The sequence below is a fragment of the Glutamicibacter sp. 2E12 genome (assembly GCF_050030965.1).
GTDB lineage: Bacteria > Actinomycetota > Actinomycetes > Actinomycetales > Micrococcaceae > Glutamicibacter.
The window spans coordinates 303,473-320,388 of the sequence record NZ_CP188297.1; the positions used below are offsets into that span (position 1 = coordinate 303,473).

A 16,916-nucleotide genomic window follows, 5' to 3' on the forward strand; every position below is an offset into this window, starting at 1 on the left:
CACTGGAGCCATGAGAGCAAGCGACAAGGTTTACGAGAGCCTCCGCGCCGACATTGTCGAATGGCGCCTGGCTCCAGGGACCGTCCTGGCCGAAGTGGAACAGTCAGAGCGCCTGGGCGTTTCCCGCACTCCGGTGCGCGAGGCCTTGGGCCGGCTGGTCGCCGACGGCTTGGCGGTTCAGCATCGCGGACGCGGCGCTGTCGTCTCCGAGGTCAGCGAGGACCACGTGGAAGACCTGTTCGTACTGCGCTTGGCATTGGAATGCGCCAGCGCACGCGAAGCTGCCAAGTCCGCGCAGCGATCGGCCTTCACGCAGCTGGCCAGCCGCTTCGAAGCAGCTCTCACGGAGGTGGAGCTTCCCGGATCCCGGGAGTCCTACTACCAGCTGGTGCAGCTGCTGGACGAGTCCATCGACGAAGCAGCTGGCAATAATTACCTGTCCAACGCCCTGCGCACCTTGCGGGTGAACCTGCAACGGGTGCGGCGCATGGCCAAGGACAATCCCGAAAGGCTCAAGGCTTCCGCTTCCGAGCACGCGGCCATCGCCAGGGCAATCGCCAGCGGAAACCCAGAGGTCGCGGCCGCGGCCACCACAGTTCACCTGCACGAATCCTTCACCCACATCATGGCCCATGCGGCCGGATCAGAAAGGCAGTTACCATGATCAACCACCCCGTACGCGTATACCGCTCAGAGGAAAACCTGGCTCGCGAAGACCAGCTGGCACATAAGATCGCCACGGTTGCTGCCGATCCGGTAGAGGTCACCGCAGAAGTGGCCGGCATGATCATTAACCGCATCATCGACAATGCTTCGGTCGCGATCGCTTCGCTGAACCGCGGGCCGATCGTTGCCGCCCGTGCCCAGGCACTGTCCCACGCGCCATCCACCGGCGGTGCGGGCGCCAGCGTCTTCGGCATTTCCGAGAAGGTTTCCCCGGAATGGGCAGCGTGGGCCAACGGGGTGGCCGTGCGCGAATTGGATTACCACGACACCTTCCTGGCTGCCGAGTACTCCCACCCGGGCGATAACATCCCGCCGATCCTGGCGGTTGCCCAGCACACCGGAGCTTCGGGCAAGGACCTGATCCGCGGCATCGCCACGGGCTACGAGATCCAGGTGGACTTGGTCAAGGCCATCTGCCTGCACAAGCACAAGATCGACCACGTAGCGCACCTGGGCCCATCGGCCGCTGCCGGCATCGGCACCCTGCTGGGGCTGGATGTCGAGACCATCTTCCAGGCCGTTGGCCAGGGCCTGCACACCACCACCGCCACCCGCCAGTCGCGCAAGGGCGAAATCTCCACCTGGAAGGCCCATGCCCCGGCCTTCGCCGGCAAGATGGCCGTCGAGGCTGCCGACCGCGCGATGCGCGGCCAGACTTCCCCCGTGCCAATCTACGAAGGCGAAGACGGCGTGATCGCCTGGATGCTCGACGGCAAGGATGCCGCCTACGAGGTGCCGCTGCCAGAGGCCGGCGAAGCCAAGCGCGCCATCCTGGACACCTACACCAAGGAGCATTCGGCCGAGTACCAGGCGCAGGCCTGGATCGACCTGGCCCGCAAGCTGCATGGCGAGCACCCGGAGGCCACCGACCCGCAGAACGTCAAGTCGGTGCTGATCAAGACCAGCCACCACACGCACTACGTCATCGGTTCCGGAGCCAACGACCCGCAGAAGTACGATCCAACCGCATCGCGCGAGACCCTGGATCACTCGATCCCGTACATCTTCACCGTCGCCCTGCAGGATGGCGCATGGCACCACGTGGATTCCTACTCGCCAGAGCGTGCCGGCCGCGCCGACACCGTGGAGCTGTGGAACAAGGTGGCCACCGAAGAAGATGCCGAATGGACCCGCCGCTACCACTCGCTGGATATTGCCGAGAAGGCTTTCGGCGGCTCGGTGGAAATCACCTTGAACGATGGCACCGTGATCACCGACGAAATCGCCGTTGCGGACGCGCACCCGCTGGGCGCCCGTCCCTTCGCCCGCGAGCAGTACATCAACAAGTTCCGCACCCTGGCCGCCGGCCTGGTGGACGACGCCGAGATCGACCGCTTCATCGCGGCCGCGGAAAACCTGGAAAACCTGGCCGCCGGCGAATTGGACCAGCTGAACATCGCCGCCGCAGCGGGCGTCATCGACGCCGCGGCCGCACCGAAGGGCCTGTTCTAGCATGCTGTACTCGACCAGGACCCCCGCAGAAAAGCGCCTTGCGCTGCGCGAGATGCTCACCCCGGGCGCTGCCCGCCAGTTCCCCGGAGCCTTCAACCCGCTCTCGGCCAAGCTGATCAGCGAGAAGCAGTTCGACGGAATCTACATCTCCGGTGCCGTGCTGGCCAACGACCTGGGCCTGCCGGATATCGGCCTGACTTCGCTGACCGAGGTAGCAACCCGCGCCGGGCAGATCGCGCGCATGTCTGACCTGCCGGCGATCGTGGATGCCGACACCGGATTCGGCGAGCCGATGAACGTGGCCCGCACCATCCAGGAACTCGAATACGCCGGCCTGGCCGGCTGCCACATCGAGGACCAGTTCAACCCGAAGCGCTGCGGGCACCTGGATGGCAAGAATGTGGTGGATACCGACACCATGCTCAAGCGCATCGCCGCTGCCGCTGATGCACGCATCGATGAGAACTTCCTGATCATGGCCCGCACCGATATCCGTGCGGTCGATGGCCTGGATGCGGCGATCGACCGTGCCAAGGCGATGGTCGATGCTGGTGCCGACGCGATCTTCCCGGAGGCGATGAAGAACGTCGCCGAATTCGAGGCAGTATGCAACGCGGTCGACGTGCCGGTACTGGCGAACATGACCGAGTTCGGCAAGTCCGAGCTGTTCAACCGCCAGGAACTGGCCGATGCAGGCGTCGCGCTGATCATCTATCCGGTCACCTTGCTGCGCAGCGCAATGGGCGCGGCTGAACGCGTACTGGATGCCATTAGCGAGGATGGCACCCAGGCCCGTGAAGTGGATAGCATGTTGACCAGGTCACGTTTGTACGAGCTCGTGGACTACGAGGCATACAACCGCTTCGACACCGGAATCTTCAACTTCCAGGTCCCAACCCTGGACATTGATTCCAACAGCGCGAACCTCTAGGCTCGCAAGCACCTACTACCCCCTGCGCCGGCCGGCACCCGCCGGCCGGCGCGACCCAAAGCATTATTATTCTCCGGCAATGAAGAGGAGCAAGAATGACTGCCACCGAGGAAATCAAGAAGGGCCTAGCAGGCGTCGTCGTTGACTACACCGCCGTCTCCAAGGTCAATCCAGACACCAACTCGCTGCTCTACCGCGGCTACCCGGTCCAGGACCTGGCCGCGAACAAGTCCTTCGAAGAGGTCGCCTTGCTGCTCTGGACCGGCGAGCTGCCAACGCAAAGCGAACTGACCGAGTTCAGTGCTTTCGAGCGGGCCAACCGCGCGCTGGACCCGCGGGTGAAGGCCGCCATCGACCTGCTTCCAGCTGACTGCCATCCCATGGATGTGGGCCGTACCGCCGTCTCGGTAATCGGCGCCAACCACCCCGAGGCCGAGAACTCCTCCCCCGAGGCGGAGCTGCTCAAGGCCAAGGAGCTGTTCGCGGCCTTCCCGGCGGTGGTTGCCTACGACCAGCGCCGCCGCCGCGGCCAGGACGCGGTAGCTCCGCGCGGAGATCTGGATTACTCCTCGAACTTCCTGTGGATGGCCTTCGGCGAAGAAGCAGCCCCCGAGGTTGTCGACGCGTTCCGCGTATCGATGGTGCTCTATGCCGAGCACTCCTTCAACGCTTCGACCTTCACCGCCCGCGTGATCACCTCGACCCTCTCCGACCTGCACTCGGCCGTCACCGGGGCGATCGGCGCACTGAAGGGCCCCCTGCACGGCGGCGCCAACGAAGCTGTCATGCATACCTTCAACGAGATCGGCATCGACAAGGAAGAATCCCGCGAGGATGCTGCCAAGCGCGCCAAGGCGTGGATGGAAGAGGCGCTGGCCGCCAAGAAGAAGGTCATGGGCTTCGGCCACCGCGTCTACAAGCACGGCGACTCCCGCGTGCCAACCATGAAGGCCGCGCTGGATCGCATGATCGAGCACTACGGCCGCCATGAGATGCTGGGCTTGTACGACGGCCTGGAGGCAGCCATGGACGAGGCCAAGTCCATCAAGCCGAACCTCGACTACCCGGCCGGCCCTACCTATCATCTGATGGGCTTCGACACCGAGATGTTCACCCCGATCTTCATCGCGGCACGCATCACCGGCTGGACCAGCCACATCTTCGAGCAGCGTGCAGCCAATGCGCTGATCCGCCCGCTTTCGGCTTATAACGGCGTGGAGCAGCGCTCGCTGTAGACGCTTCGACTCACGGCATTGGCCGCGGGTATGGCATAGCCGTGCCAGCCCGTGGCCATTGCCGTGCCTGCTGCGAGACGGCATCGGCTTGCCATCGTTGCCCAAGGTTGCAGTCCCAGGCCAATGGGCCTATCGTTTAACGATAGATGCATTCCGAAGAACGATAAGGTCTATTGCCATGGGAAAATTCAGCATTATCGGTTTGAAGGTAGTTCTGGCCGTGATCCTGGCTGGCACGCTTTTTGTGCAGCTGTTCATGATCCCGATGATCTTGATCCACGAGTCGCCGAGCAACGGCACCGACAAGTTCTTTCAAGCCTCTTTCCTCGGCTACTTGCTTCTCGCCGGGCTCATCATTGAAACCTGCGTCTACAGCGTGTGGAAACTAGCCACGAGAGTTAAACGCGGCACCGTTTTCGATCCCGCTTCCCTGGGCTATGTAACGCCGATCATCATTGCCTTCACGATCGGCGCCCTATCCACTTTTGCCCTCGGAGCGATCTTCGCCGCCAGCACGGAAATTGCACCCGGAGTCGTGCTTCTTGTTGGTGGAGCCGGGGTGCTGATGATCGGCATCAGCATCATCGTGCTCGTACTGCGGCAGTTGCTCGCACAAGCGGCGATGACCGAAGCCCAAGCCGATGCGCTCCGTACCGAACTGGGCGGCGTGATCTAATGGGAATCCGCGTAGATATAGACGTGATGCTGGCCCGCCGCAAAATGGCCGTCGGCGAGTTGGCCGAACGCATCGGCATTACCCCGGCCAACCTCGCGGTGCTCAAGAACGGGCGCGCCAAGGCCGTACGTTTCAGCACACTTGAAGCCCTCTGCCGGGAATTGGAATGCCAGCCCGGCGACCTCTTGATCTTCGAAACCGAACAGGACTAGATGCAGCTCGCTGGCTAGTCCCAGTTCTCGAAGCTGATGCTCTGCACCGAGGTGTTGTCCTGCGCCAGCACGATCTCGACGGTAAATTTCCCGCCGGCTACGAGTTGCGGCAGCCACAACGGGGAATCCTGCCACATCTGCTCCAAGGGCAAGGCCGCCGGATCGGCCCACAGCGGCTCGAGCTCCTCGGTGATGTGCAGCTGGCCCGATGCCTTCCAGGCAATGAAGGTGGCGCATTCCATGTCGGCTGCCGGCTGGGCGGGGAACCGGAAAATGACCTGCGCCGCAGGCTCCAGATCCTCCGGAGCGAGAAGCAGTCCGGTTTCCTCGGAGAATTCCCGGACGGCCGCTTGCCGCGCGCTCTCTCCCTGCTCGATCTTGCCGCCGGGCAACACGATATTGCCCTTGCCGAATCCGCGACGCTTGCGTCCGAGCAACACGTGCAGCCGTCCTTCGCGCTCCTGCAGCAGCGCCACGAGGGCTACCTGCTTGGCAGAACGCACCTGGTGGCCGGCGACCACTAGTTCACCCTCGGGTGGGCCAACTGGTAGGCCTCACGCAGCGAATCCACGGTGACCTTGGTGTAGATCTGCGTGGTGGTGACCGATGCATGTCCCAGCAGCTCCTGGACCACCCGCACATCCGCGCCGCCCTCCAGCAAATGAGTGGCGAAGGAGTGGCGCAGCGTATGCGGAGAGACCTCGGTGGAAACCCCGGCGCGCTCAGCGGCCTTCGAAAGCAACAGCCACACCGATTGGCGGGAAAGCCGTCCCCCGCGCTGGTTCAGGAACAACGCTGGAGTTCCCTTGCCCTTGGCGGCTAGCCCGGGACGGGCACGCACCAGATAATCGCTCACCGCACGCTGGGCATAACCGCCCACCGGAACGACCCGCTCCTTGGATCCCTTGCCGAACAAGCGCACCACCGCATCGTCGGCAAAGTGCAGGTCATCGACGTCCAGGTCCACGACTTCGGAAATGCGCGCACCGGTGGAGTACAAGAATTCCAGAATCGCGCGATCCCTCAGCCCGGCAGGGGTTTCGATGCTCACCGATTCGAGGATCCTGGTAACAAGGTCGATGGAGATCGCTTTGGGCAGGGATTGCCCGATAGCCGGAGGCTGGATCTCGCGGGCTGGGTTAGGCGCGCAAATCCCTTCGAGCTCCCAGTACTTGTGCAGTTGGCGGATGGCTACCGAATGGCGAGCGACGGAGCGGGCGCTCAACGGCTTATGCTCCTCGTCCCCGCGGGATAGATCCTGAAGGTAGCCGCTGATGGCCAGCTCGGTAATCTGCTGCGGTTGTGCTACGCCGGCTGCCTGCAGCGCTTCAACGTAGCGAAGCAGATCCCTCCGGTAGGAAGCCATTGTATTCTCGGCCAGCCCGCGCTCGATCGCCAGATGCTGCAGGTAGCGCTTGAGCGGGGTCTCGAAGTGGCCGCTCATCCTTCACGCAGGTATGGGTGCACATCGAATGGCTCGTTCGCATCGCGCAGGTCCAAGTACTTGCTGGTACGGGCTGCATGAGCGGCAAGGATCGCGATTGTCGCGGTGGGATTATGGATCTTGCCTGCCAGCACGGCTGCGACGGCTTCCTCCAGCGGCACCCAGGTGCTGATCATTTCAGATTCCTCCTCGGTACGCTCATGGCGCTGATCGGCGGCAACCAGTTTCGCATCGCGCGCGAGGTAGACTCGCACTGCCTCGGCCGAGGAGCCCGGGCTCAAGAAGACATCGGTGAGGATCGACCAGTGCTCGGCGGTACGATCCGCTTCTTCCCATAATTCGCGCTTGGCAGCTTCCAAAGGTGGTTCTCCAGCCACATCGAGCAGCCCGGCAGGGATTTCCCACAGCCGCATGCCTACCGGGTGGCGGTACTGGTTGACCATCAAGATGCGTTCTTCAGCATCCATGACCAGAACGCATACAGCACCGGGGTGGTTGATGTAATCGCGTTCAATGGTCGCCCCGGATTCGGAGAGCTTCACCGTGTCATGGACGACGTCCCAGATCCGTCCCTCATACACGGTTTCACGGTTCAGCAATTCACGTGGTGAGAATTCATCGGCTATCGGATGCAGCGGCACGAGGATCGTCCTTCGGTAGAAAAAGCTGGTCGGTATTCTCCAGCTTAAACAGCTACGCGCCGGTCAGTAACGACCGGCGCGCAGTGCCTTCAGAGTTTTACCTGCGGCAAGCTGTATTACTTACTTGCGCAGCCCCAGAGCTGCCTCGACCAGACCTGCAAACAGCGGGTGCGGGCGAGTCGGGCGGCTGGAGAGCTCAGGGTGAGCCTGCGTTGAAACGTAGTACGGGTGTACTTCCCTTGGCAGTTCAACGAACTCGACCAGGTTGCCATCTGGCGAGGTGCCAGCGAAGACCAGGCCAGCCTCTTCGAGCTGCGCGCGGTACGAGTTGTTGACCTCGTAGCGGTGGCGATGGCGCTCCGCAACCTCGGTCTTGCCGTAGGTCTCAGCCAGAACCGATCCCTCAAGCAGCTTTGCGTCGTACAGGCCCAAACGCATGGTGCCGCCCAGGTCGCCCTTGCCTTCAACGATGTCCAGCTGCTCTTCCATGGTCGCGATGACCGGGGTCGAGGTTTCAGGATCGAATTCGGTGGACGATGCATCGGTGAGGCCAGCCATGTTGCGGGCGTATTCGATGACCATCGACTGCAGTCCCAGGCACAGGCCCAGGGTTGGCAGCTTGTTTTCGCGAGCGAAGCGCAGCGCGCCCAGCTTGCCTTCCAGACCGCGGATGCCGAAGCCACCGGGGACGCAGATTGCCTCTGCACCCTCAAGCGCCTTGGCGGCCCCTGCTTCGGTAGCGCAGTCATCTGCTGGTACCCAGCGGATGTTGACCTTGGCGTTGTTTGCGAACCCGCCGGCACGCAGAGCTTCGGTGACCGACAGGTAGGCGTCGGGCAGATCGATGTACTTGCCCACCAAAGCTACGGTCAGCTCGGTTGCGGGGTTGTGCACGACTTCGAGCAAGCGATCCCACGAAGCCCAGTCGACGTCGCGGAACTTCATCTCCAAGGTCTGGACGATGTAAGCGTCCAGGCCCTGGGAGTGGATGACCTTTGGGATGTCGTAGATGCTTGGAGCATCGGCGCAGTTGATCACTGCTTCGGTGTCCACATCGCAGGTACGGCCGAGCTTGGCGCGCATTTCTGCCGGGATTGGACGGTCCGAGCGGATTACCAACGAATCCGGCTGGATACCGATCGAACGCAAAGCGGCAACGGAGTGCTGGGTAGGCTTGGTCTTCAGTTCATGGCTTGGGCCGATGAATGGAACCAGGGAAACATGTACGAAGAATGCGTTCTTGCGGCCGATGTCCTGGCGGACCTGGCGTGCTGCTTCGAGGAATGGCTGGGATTCGATATCGCCGACGGTGCCACCGATTTCCGTGATGATCACGTCAGGTGCCGACTTGCCGGCCCCTGGTTCGGTTGCTGCCAAGCGCATACGACGCTTGATCTCATCGGTGATGTGAGGGATGACCTGAACGGTATCACCGAGGTATTCACCGCGACGTTCGCGTTCCAGAACGGTCGAGTAGACCTGTCCGGTGGTCACGTTGGCGGTACCCGGAAGGTTCTCATCCAGGAAACGCTCATAGTGTCCGATATCCAGATCGGTTTCTGCGCCATCGTCAGTAACGAAGACTTCACCGTGCTGGAAGGGGTTCATAGTACCTGGATCGACGTTCAGGTACGGGTCGAGCTTCTGCATGGTCACTGAGAGACCACGAGCTCGAAGTAGATGTCCAAGGCTGGATGCCGTCAATCCCTTACCCAGGGAAGAGGCCACACCGCCGGTGACGAAGATATGCTTTGTCGTTTCAGACGACCGAGAATCACGAGTTGAATTACGCTGCACCACGGGATTTCATCCTATCACCATTCCAATATTTCGCATCCTCATAAGACTCTAGTGCACCTCCGGCCAATGCCCTAGCATTGCCGTAATTCAGGGGCTCACCAAGACTTTTAGGCTTTCGCCATTTTCTTGGAGGTGAGCGATGACACTAGGTTCTGCGCTTCTTCAAGCAACTCCTCAGCATGCGCCTGCGCCGTGCCGGATTCCTCTTGGCCGGCGAGCATGCGCGCAAGTTCCTTGACGCGGGCTTCCTGATCCAAGCTGATGACATCGCTGGCAGTGTAGCCAGCTCCCGCCTTCGACTTGGCATCTGAATTCTTGATCACACGAATGTGCCGATCCGCATAGGCGGCCACCTGGGGCAGGTGGGTCACGACGATGACCTGCACATGCTTTGCCAGCATCGACAGGCGCTCGCCAATGGCCACCGCCGCTTTGCCACCCACGCCCTGGTCCACCTCGTCAAAGACGAAGGTCGGCACCGGGTCGACCGCCGCTAGGACGACTTCAATGGCCAGCATGACGCGGGAGAGCTCGCCGCCGCTGGCACCCTTGCCCAGCGGTCGCGGCGAGGCTCCGGCATGCGGGGCCAGCAGCATGGAAATCGCGTCCTGGCCGAAGGCACCTGGTTCTTCCAGTTCCTTCACCTCGATGACGAGCTTGGCATCCGGCATCGCCAGGGCCTTGAGCTCGGCTGAAACCTGCGCGGAGAGTTTCTTGGCAGCCTTGCGGCGCGCGTCGGAGAGGTCCGAGGCCAGCGAGGCCACCTTGTGCTCCAATTCAACGACTTCTGTTTCCAGCTCCTCGATGCGCGAGTCATCCCCACCGAGTTCTTCCAGACGGGTACGGGATTCGGCAGCCCAGGCGAGCACCTGATCAATGCTCGGTGCATACTTGCGCATGAGCTTGCTCAAATCGGCACGGCGGGCTTCAATCTGCGCCAAGCGCTCCGGGCCTTCTTCATCGAGGTCGGCAACGTAGGCGGCAAGATCACTGGAGAGTTCCGAGGCGAGAATGCCCAGTTCCGCTGCCCGCTCCGCGAAGGCGGCCAGCGCAGTGTCATCGTCACTGGCCTGGGCCAGCACGCCGCGGGCGGTCTCCGCCAGGGTGGTAACGCCCGGGTTCTCGAAATCCTCCGAGTCGATGACGGCTTGCGCCTGCCGGCCGGCGGTGCGCAGGGACTCGACATTGCCCAGCTTCATGGATTGCTCGCGCAAGGCTTCGTCCTCGCCCGGCTGCGGATCCAGGGAATCGATCTCGTCCAGCGCCAGGCGCAAGTTCTCTGCTTCGCGAACACGGTTGCGCGATTCGGTTTTGAGCCCCGCCAGCTCCTTGGAAGCCGATCGCCACTGGCGGTAGGCTCGCTGGTAGTTGCTTAGCGTGCGCGACAGCGAGCTGCCAGCAAAGCGGTCCAGGGCATCGCGTTGGGCTACCGGCTCTTTCAGGCGAATCTGGTCCGACTGGCCATGGACGGCCACCAGATCGTGCCCCAGCTCGGCCAGCAGGCCGACAGGGGCGCTGCGTCCGCCGATGGTGGTGCGTGAACGGCCTTGGGCCGAGAGCGAGCGTGAAAGCAGCAGTTCGCTGTTCTCCCCTGCTGGTTCGATGAATGCGCCTGCTTGGCCTGCGGCATCGAGCACATGGTGATCTGGCGGCAAGTGCACCACGGCTTCAGCCAGGGCGTGCTTGGCGCCGTTGCGCACCGCACCGGCATCGGCCCGGCGCCCGAGCAGCAGGGACAAGGCGGTGATCACCATGGTCTTGCCAGCGCCGGTTTCACCCGTGACTACCGTGAGTCCCGGACCAAGCGGAAGCGTGGCCTCGGTGATCACCCCAAGGTTGGATATCTGGATTTCCTGAATCAATGCCTGCTCCCGAATGTCGAGTTCAAGTCGTACCGTGCGCTTTTAGTATATGTGTTCTAACCCTATTTTTCGTAACTATGTTCGAGCGTGTGGAAAGTTTTTCTTCGAGGCCGCTATTCAGTCCTGGTCCTCGGGGCGTCCCACCATGGGAATGCCCGGTTCATCGCGGTAATGCGGATCGACGCTTTGCAGGCCTGGTCCGATCACCGGCAGTGCCGTAGTGGCCGGACGGCGCGCCTCTTCCTTCGCTGGTCCGCGCCAACCGGTAATGGGCAGCTCGAACTTGTTGACCAGGCGCTCGGAAAACGGCGTCGTGTTCAATCGCGCCATGTACACCGGGCGGTCGCTGCGCGTTACTTCCACACGGGCTCCCGGCGGCAGCTCGATGGTGCGCCGTCCATCGCACCAGAGCACGGCCCCGGCATCGGTGCGGGTCAGCATTTCGACGGCCATGATCGAATCCGGGGAAATGACCAGGGGCTTGGCGAACAGTGCGTGCGCGGAGATCGGCACCATGATCAGCGCCGCCACGTCCGGCCAGACCACCGGGCCGCCGGCGGAGAAGGAGTACGCGGTGGAACCGGTAGGCGTGGCCATCACAACACCATCGCAACCGAAGGTGGAGATCGGCCTGCCGTCGACCTCGATCACGACCTCGACCATGCGTTCGCGGTTGGCCTTTTCCACCGCGGCCTCGTTCAAGGCCCAGGTCTCGGCGAGGCAGACGTTGTCCAGCCACACCTTGACCTCCATGGTCATGCGTTCTTCCACGGTGTAGGTCTCATTGACCAGTGCTTCCACGGTGGAGGCCAGTTCGCTGCGTTCTGCTTCTGCGAGGAAACCCACATGCCCGAGGTTTACCCCCACCAGCGGCATCGGGGATTCCCGCACCAATTCCGCGGCACGCAACACGGAGCCATCGCCACCGAGCACCACGCCCATGTCGACGTCCTCGATCTGGCAATCCTCGCCGAGCACCTGCACCGAAGGCACAGCCGCGCCGATCGCTTCGGTCATCGCCAGCTGGTCCTTGCCGCGCATCACCGGGATAGCTCCGGCGGCGTTGAGCAGGGCGCAGGTTTCTATGGCCGCGGTGATCGCTTCTTGGCGTCCGGTATGGGTGAAAATCAGGATTCGGCGCAAGGCGGTCGGCCCCTCTCAGCATCGCGAGGTGCAAAATGACCGTGGTTATCGACCACGGCTAAAACACGTCACTACTAAGAATAGTCAACATCCTGCCCGATGCGTGGAACATCGGCAGGCTGTGGATCCTCTCCTGCGGCAAGCCAAAGGAAGAATTCGACATTGCCGTCCTGTCCCGGCAGCGGGCTGCGTGCCAGCCCGCGCAGGTGCAGTCCCGCGGCTTGCGCGCTGGCGACCACCGCTTCAACGGAGCTGCGGCGCAGGGCGGGATCGGTGACCACGCCGGTGCGGTTCAGGTGTTCGCGCCCGACCTCGAACTGCGGCTTGACCATCAGCAGCAGGAAGCCGCCGTCCTTGGCGGCCCCGGCCAAGGCGTCGATCACCAGGCGCAGCGAAATAAAGGACAAGTCGGCTACTACGAGGTCGACTGGTCCCCCAATATCTTCGGGGGCCAGATAGCGGACGTTCAGTCCTTCGTGGACCGTGACGCGGGGGTCTTCGCGCAGCTCGTCGACCAGCTGGCCATGGCCTACATCGGCTGCGACCACAGATTTCGCACCGCGGCGCAACAGCACGTCGGTGAAGCCGCCGGTCGAGGCACCGGCGTCCAGGCAGTGCAGGCCAGCGGGGTCAATAGTCGTAAAAGCATCTAGGGCTCCGGCGAGCTTATGCCCGGCACGGGAGACGTATTCTTCGCCTTCGCTGGGCACCAGCGCCAGCTCATCGGTGGCGGAAACCTTCTTGGCGGCCTTGGTGGCGGCCTGCCCGTTCAGCAGCACCCGCTGGGCATCGATCAGCTTGGCTGCTTCGGTGCGCGAGCGCGCCAGCCCACGGGTGACAAGTTCTTGATCCAGGCGATTCACGCGCCGTGCTCCGTACGATTCAGTTCTTGCTGCAGGCCGGCGAGCAGTTGCTCATAGATTCCGGCATGCTCGGTAATGTCATGGTCGGCCAGGGAAGACAGCGCCTGCTCCACTGCTGCATCATCCGGCCCGCGAGGGCCAGGGCTCGGAAGAGGATTCTGCGGCTGCATGCTTAGCCCCGGATCTTGCGCAGGGCATCGAGCCCGCGTTCGGTAAACCGGATTTCCGGTTCTTCGTGCCCCGACTGGCGCGGATGGGCCAGCCACCAGGCATGGCAGGCGGCGCGCCAGGCATTCAGGTCCTGGTCGCTGCCCGAGACTTCGATCGCGCCGTTATCGACCTTGGCAACCGCGTCGCCGACCTGCACGCCGTACCCCAGGACCTTGATGGTCGGGTACGGCCGGTACAGATCAGCCATCGAATTGATGAGGTAGTTGGGGCGCTGCTCGACCGGTGCGCCCAATGCGGTGCGCGGCGTGTCCACACCGGTCAGCACCAGTGCGGTGGAGAACCCGGCACGGAAGCCGCCGAGGATGTCGGTATCCAGGCGGTCGCCGACGACCAGCGGGCGCTGGGAATCCAGTCGGTCCGCGGCCCGCGCGAACAGGTAGGATTCGGGTTTTCCCGCCACGCGTGGTTCCACGCTCGTGGCCAGTTTCACCGCATTGACCAGCGATCCGTTGCCCGGGGCCAGGCCCTCGGCGCGCGGAATCGTCAGGTCGGTGTTGGTGGCAACCCATGTGGCACCGTGATTGATCGCGTAGCTGGCCTCGGCCAGATTCTTCCACGAGATGTCCGGGTCGAACCCCTGGATCACCGCCACGGGTTCTTCCTTATGGGATTCGACGACTTCCAACCCGCGCACGGCAATGCATTCGCGCAGGTAGGGGGAACCCACCACCAAAACCTTGGATCCCGGATTCAATTCGCGGGCCAGCATCTCCGCACCGGCGTCGGCAGAACCGAAAACCTGCTCAGCGCTGGTTTTCACGCCCAGCTGGCGCAGGTGGGCCGCGACGGACATCGGCGAACGCCCAGCATTGTTGGTAATGAACGCCAAGGTGACATTCACTTCCGCGAGGGTATTCAGCGACTCCACGGCGTCGTCAATAGCGTTCGGGCCAGCATAGACGACGCCGTCCAAGTCGGAGAGGACGGAATCAAATCCGGAAATCAGCATTCGGTGGTGGTTCCTACTACTTGAGGTATTTGGCTACTACGCCAAAGCTTACTTCGCCGATTCTTCTTCCACGTCAGCTTCGCCGGCTTCCGTGTCGGATTCGATGACTTCGTTCAGGTCATCTTCCTCGTCGATGCCGGTCTGCTCGGCTTCTGCCTCTTCGGCTTCTTCGGCCTCGGCTTCTGCATCTGCTTCTTCAGCCTCAGCTTCAGCTTCAGCTTCGGCATCTGCTTCTTCAGCTTCGGAAGGCTCGATCAGATCCTTGGCGCGTGGGGTTTCTTCTTCCTCATCCATCTCCGGAGCCAGGTCCATGATGAAGGATTCGGTTTCACGCTCGATGCCCAGGGCGCTTTCTGCAACCTCGACCTGAGCGTTCCAGCGCTTCGCGTCTTCTGCACGGCCGGCAGCCGACAGCAGATCAGCGTAGGCAGTGAACAAACGTGGGCTGAAGGAGAAGGCACGGTTGAAGTTCAGCTGTTCCAGCGACTCCAGCTCAGCCAGAGCCTTATCCAGCTTGCCCAAGTCACCATACGAACCGGCAGCAACCATCTGCATTTCAACCTTGACGGCGCTTTCCAGATTGGCGCATTCCTCGGAATGGGCGAGCTCGATTGCCTTCTCTGGGCGGCCCAGGCCACGCAGCGAGTCAGCGATCAATGGCAGGTTGTAGTCCGAACCGGAAATACGACGGTGGGTACGCAGTTCGCGCAGTGCATCGGCGTACTTGCCAGCGTGGTAGGCAGCGATGCCAACGGCCTCGCGAACCACCGCGACACGGCCGCCGCGGCGCGATGCTGCCAGGGTGTGCTCGTATGCCAGCTCTGGGTCGTCTTCCAGCAGGCGGCCAGCCATCACCAAGTGCTTGGCGACCCAGCTTGCCGAGCGCTCTTCGAGGTAACGCAGCTGGGCGCGTGCTACGCGGTCCAACTCCTTACCGGTAACATCCTCATCGATATCTGGGGACTGTTCACGATCGGCACGGTTCGAGATGCGAAGATCGCCAGGATTATGTGCGCGCGGTGCGTCACCGCGCTTATCAGCAAAGCGGTCTTCACGTGCTGGGTACTCACCCTTCGAGCGACGGTCGTCGGCACGCTTGAAGCCACCGCCACGGTTGTCATCACGCTTGAAGCCACCACCGCGGTTATCGTCACGCTTGAACCCGCCTCGGTCGTCATTGCGGAAACCGCCGCCGCGGTTGTCGTCACGCTTGAAGCCACCACCGCGGTTGTCATCACGCTTGAAGCCACCGCCACCGCGGTTATCGTCACGCTTGAAGCCGCCACGATCGTCATTGCGGAAACCGCCACCACGGTTGTCGTCACGCTTGAAGCCACCACGGTCATCATTGCGGAAACCGCCACCACGGTTGTCGTCACGCTTGAAGCCACCGCCACGGTTGTCATCACGCTTGAAGCCGCCACGATCGTCATTGCGGAAACCGCCACCACGGTTGTCGTCACGCTTGAAGCCGCCACGGTCATCATTGCGGAAACCGCCACCACGGTTGTCATCGCGCTTGAAGCCACCACCGCGGTTGTCCTCACGCTTGAAGCCACCGCCACGGTTGTCATCGCGACGCTCGCCACGGAAACCACCACGGTCATCATTGCGGAAGCCACCGCCACGGTTGTCATCGCGACGCTCGCCGCGGAAACCACCACGGTCATCATTGCGGAAACCGCCACCGCGGTTATCGTCACGCTTGAAGCCACCACCGCGGTTGTCATCGCGACGCTCGCCACGGAAACCGCCACCGCGGTTGTCATCGCGCTTGAAGCCGCCACGATCGTCATTGCGGAAACCGCCACCACGGTTGTCATCACGCTTGAAGCCACCACCACGGTTGTCATCACGCTTGAAGCCACCACCACGGTTGTCATCACGCTTGAAGCCACCACCACGGTTGTCATCACGCTTGAAGCCACCACCACGGTTGTCATCACGCTTGAAGCCGCCACCGCGGTTGTCATCACGCTTGAAGCCGCCACCGCGGTTGTCATCACGCTTGAAGTCACCGCCGCGGTCAGCATTACGGTCACCGCGGAAGCCACCACGGTTATCGTCGCTGCGCTTGAAATCACTACGGTCGTCGCGACGCTTGAAGCCATCGCGGGAGTTGTTGCGGTTTGAATCTGAGTTCCGGAAGTCGCCTCGTCCGTTGTCGGAGTTACGGCGGAATTCGTTAGACATCTAATGTCCCCTTCAGCGGCTATCTCAATACCGCAACCTTCGTGTTTGCCTTTGCAAATCACTTCACTATTAACTATTCAGCATGCCCTCGAGGCATGTACATCTAAATTCAAGTCTACGGGAGGCACGATTCATACCATAGAGAAACGGGTCCAATGTGGCAAGACACTCAGTGGCGGCCCTAAGGTTGTCCCCCAGCCATCGACGCATGCGTAGCCGATCGAAGCCCCTTGATAGATTCAACTCTTCTAAAAGGGGTTAACGACAAAAAGGCCCAGCATGAAACTGAACCCATAGGCTGTAGCAAGTCGGCTACCAGGGCACGGGTTAAACAGGTGAGGCCCCGGCACCAAACGGTACCAGGGCCTCAAACCATCTACTCAAGTTAAGTCCGGCGGTGACCTACTCTCCCACACCCTCACGAGTGCAGTACCATCGGCGCAGTGGGCCTTAGCTTCCGGGTTCGGTATGGGACCGGGCGTTTCCCCCACGCTATGACCGCCGTAACAATCACGAAGCACACAAACCCTGCGGTTTGGTGTTGCCTTCGGTGTCATG

At 62.2% G+C, this 16,916-nt stretch carries 16 protein-coding genes, 1 rRNA gene and 1 pseudogene; 6 read left to right on the plus strand and 12 right to left on the minus strand.

The features are described from left to right. The first annotated feature begins 10 nt into the window (after window positions 1-10). The 6 genes from ACP3TE_RS01385 to ACP3TE_RS01410 all read left to right on the plus strand — a co-directional run bounded on the left by ACP3TE_RS01385 (window position 11) and on the right by ACP3TE_RS01410 (window position 5,232). A complete protein-coding gene (locus ACP3TE_RS01385) occupies window positions 11-664 on the plus strand; it encodes a GntR family transcriptional regulator (RefSeq protein ID WP_332487334.1) in 654 nt (217 codons plus the stop codon). Beyond that, on the plus strand, window positions 661-2,178 hold the full coding sequence (locus ACP3TE_RS01390; protein ID WP_105659036.1) for an MmgE/PrpD family protein: 1,518 nt from the start codon (window positions 661-663) through the stop codon (window positions 2,176-2,178). The genes ACP3TE_RS01385 and ACP3TE_RS01390 overlap by 4 nt, the downstream gene beginning before the upstream one ends. A 1-nt stretch (window position 2,179) precedes the next feature. Then, the gene (gene prpB, locus ACP3TE_RS01395) at window positions 2,180-3,109 is read left to right on the plus strand and encodes a methylisocitrate lyase (RefSeq protein ID WP_332487338.1); all 930 of its coding nucleotides are present in this window, start codon (window positions 2,180-2,182) and stop codon (window positions 3,107-3,109) included. A 95-nt stretch (window positions 3,110-3,204) separates the two neighbouring features. After that, window positions 3,205-4,344, plus strand: coding sequence for a bifunctional 2-methylcitrate synthase/citrate synthase (locus ACP3TE_RS01400; protein ID WP_332487340.1), 1,140 nt, complete (start codon window positions 3,205-3,207; stop codon window positions 4,342-4,344). Window positions 4,345-4,522: 178 nt separating this feature from the next. Then, entirely contained in the window at window positions 4,523-5,020 is a 498-nt protein-coding gene (locus tag ACP3TE_RS01405; protein ID WP_105662543.1) for a DUF2975 domain-containing protein, read from the plus strand. Then, window positions 5,020-5,232: a helix-turn-helix domain-containing protein gene (locus ACP3TE_RS01410; protein ID WP_105659032.1), complete on the plus strand. Its 213-nt coding sequence runs from the start codon at window positions 5,020-5,022 to the stop codon at window positions 5,230-5,232. Before ACP3TE_RS01405 ends, ACP3TE_RS01410 begins: the two co-directional genes overlap by 1 nt. 14 nt (window positions 5,233-5,246) lie before the next feature. On the opposite strand, the gene ACP3TE_RS01415 is transcribed toward ACP3TE_RS01410, so the two are convergent. From ACP3TE_RS01415 to rrf, 12 genes and pseudogenes are all read right to left on the minus strand, one after another. Beyond that, complete coding sequence (locus ACP3TE_RS01415) at window positions 5,247-5,753, minus strand: 8-oxo-dGTP diphosphatase (RefSeq protein ID WP_426734961.1); 507 nt, start codon at window positions 5,751-5,753, stop codon at window positions 5,247-5,249. Further along, window positions 5,753-6,676: a site-specific tyrosine recombinase XerD gene (gene xerD, locus ACP3TE_RS01420; RefSeq protein WP_426734963.1), complete on the minus strand. Its 924-nt coding sequence runs from the start codon at window positions 6,674-6,676 to the stop codon at window positions 5,753-5,755. Before xerD ends, ACP3TE_RS01415 begins: the two co-directional genes overlap by 1 nt. Next, the gene (locus ACP3TE_RS01425) at window positions 6,673-7,317 is read right to left on the minus strand and encodes an NUDIX domain-containing protein (protein WP_426734964.1); all 645 of its coding nucleotides are present in this window, start codon (window positions 7,315-7,317) and stop codon (window positions 6,673-6,675) included. Before ACP3TE_RS01425 ends, xerD begins: the two co-directional genes overlap by 4 nt. A 120-nt stretch (window positions 7,318-7,437) precedes the next feature. After that, window positions 7,438-9,117, minus strand: coding sequence for a CTP synthase (locus tag ACP3TE_RS01430; protein ID WP_105659028.1), 1,680 nt, complete (start codon window positions 9,115-9,117; stop codon window positions 7,438-7,440). 107 nt (window positions 9,118-9,224) lie between these two features. Further along, window positions 9,225-10,979, minus strand: a complete 1,755-nt coding sequence (recN, locus tag ACP3TE_RS01435; RefSeq protein ID WP_426734966.1) for a DNA repair protein RecN — start codon at window positions 10,977-10,979, stop codon at window positions 9,225-9,227. Between the two features lie 117 nt (window positions 10,980-11,096). Further along, window positions 11,097-12,122: an NAD kinase gene (locus ACP3TE_RS01440; RefSeq protein ID WP_105659026.1), complete on the minus strand. Its 1,026-nt coding sequence runs from the start codon at window positions 12,120-12,122 to the stop codon at window positions 11,097-11,099. A 74-nt stretch (window positions 12,123-12,196) separates the two neighbouring features. Continuing rightward, window positions 12,197-12,985 (minus strand): TlyA family RNA methyltransferase, encoded by a 789-nt coding sequence (locus ACP3TE_RS01445; protein ID WP_105659025.1) that lies wholly within the window; start codon window positions 12,983-12,985, stop codon window positions 12,197-12,199. Beyond that, window positions 12,982-13,155, minus strand: a complete 174-nt coding sequence (locus tag ACP3TE_RS01450; RefSeq protein WP_388063492.1) for a hypothetical protein — start codon at window positions 13,153-13,155, stop codon at window positions 12,982-12,984. The genes ACP3TE_RS01445 and ACP3TE_RS01450 overlap by 4 nt, the downstream gene beginning before the upstream one ends. Window positions 13,156-13,157: 2 nt before the next feature. After that, window positions 13,158-14,165, minus strand: a complete 1,008-nt coding sequence (locus ACP3TE_RS01455) for an HAD-IIA family hydrolase (RefSeq protein ID WP_426734969.1) — start codon at window positions 14,163-14,165, stop codon at window positions 13,158-13,160. A gap of 48 nt (window positions 14,166-14,213) precedes the next feature. Beyond that, the gene (locus ACP3TE_RS01460) at window positions 14,214-15,092 is read right to left on the minus strand and encodes a hypothetical protein (RefSeq protein ID WP_426736165.1); all 879 of its coding nucleotides are present in this window, start codon (window positions 15,090-15,092) and stop codon (window positions 14,214-14,216) included. A gap of 495 nt (window positions 15,093-15,587) precedes the next feature. Then, a pseudogene (locus ACP3TE_RS01465) lies at window positions 15,588-16,358 on the minus strand (DEAD/DEAH box helicase); the annotation flags it as partial. A gap of 389 nt (window positions 16,359-16,747) precedes the next feature. Next, window positions 16,748-16,864: ribosomal RNA gene (gene rrf, locus ACP3TE_RS01470) — 5S ribosomal RNA — on the minus strand. Window positions 16,865-16,916: the final 52 nt, after the last annotated feature.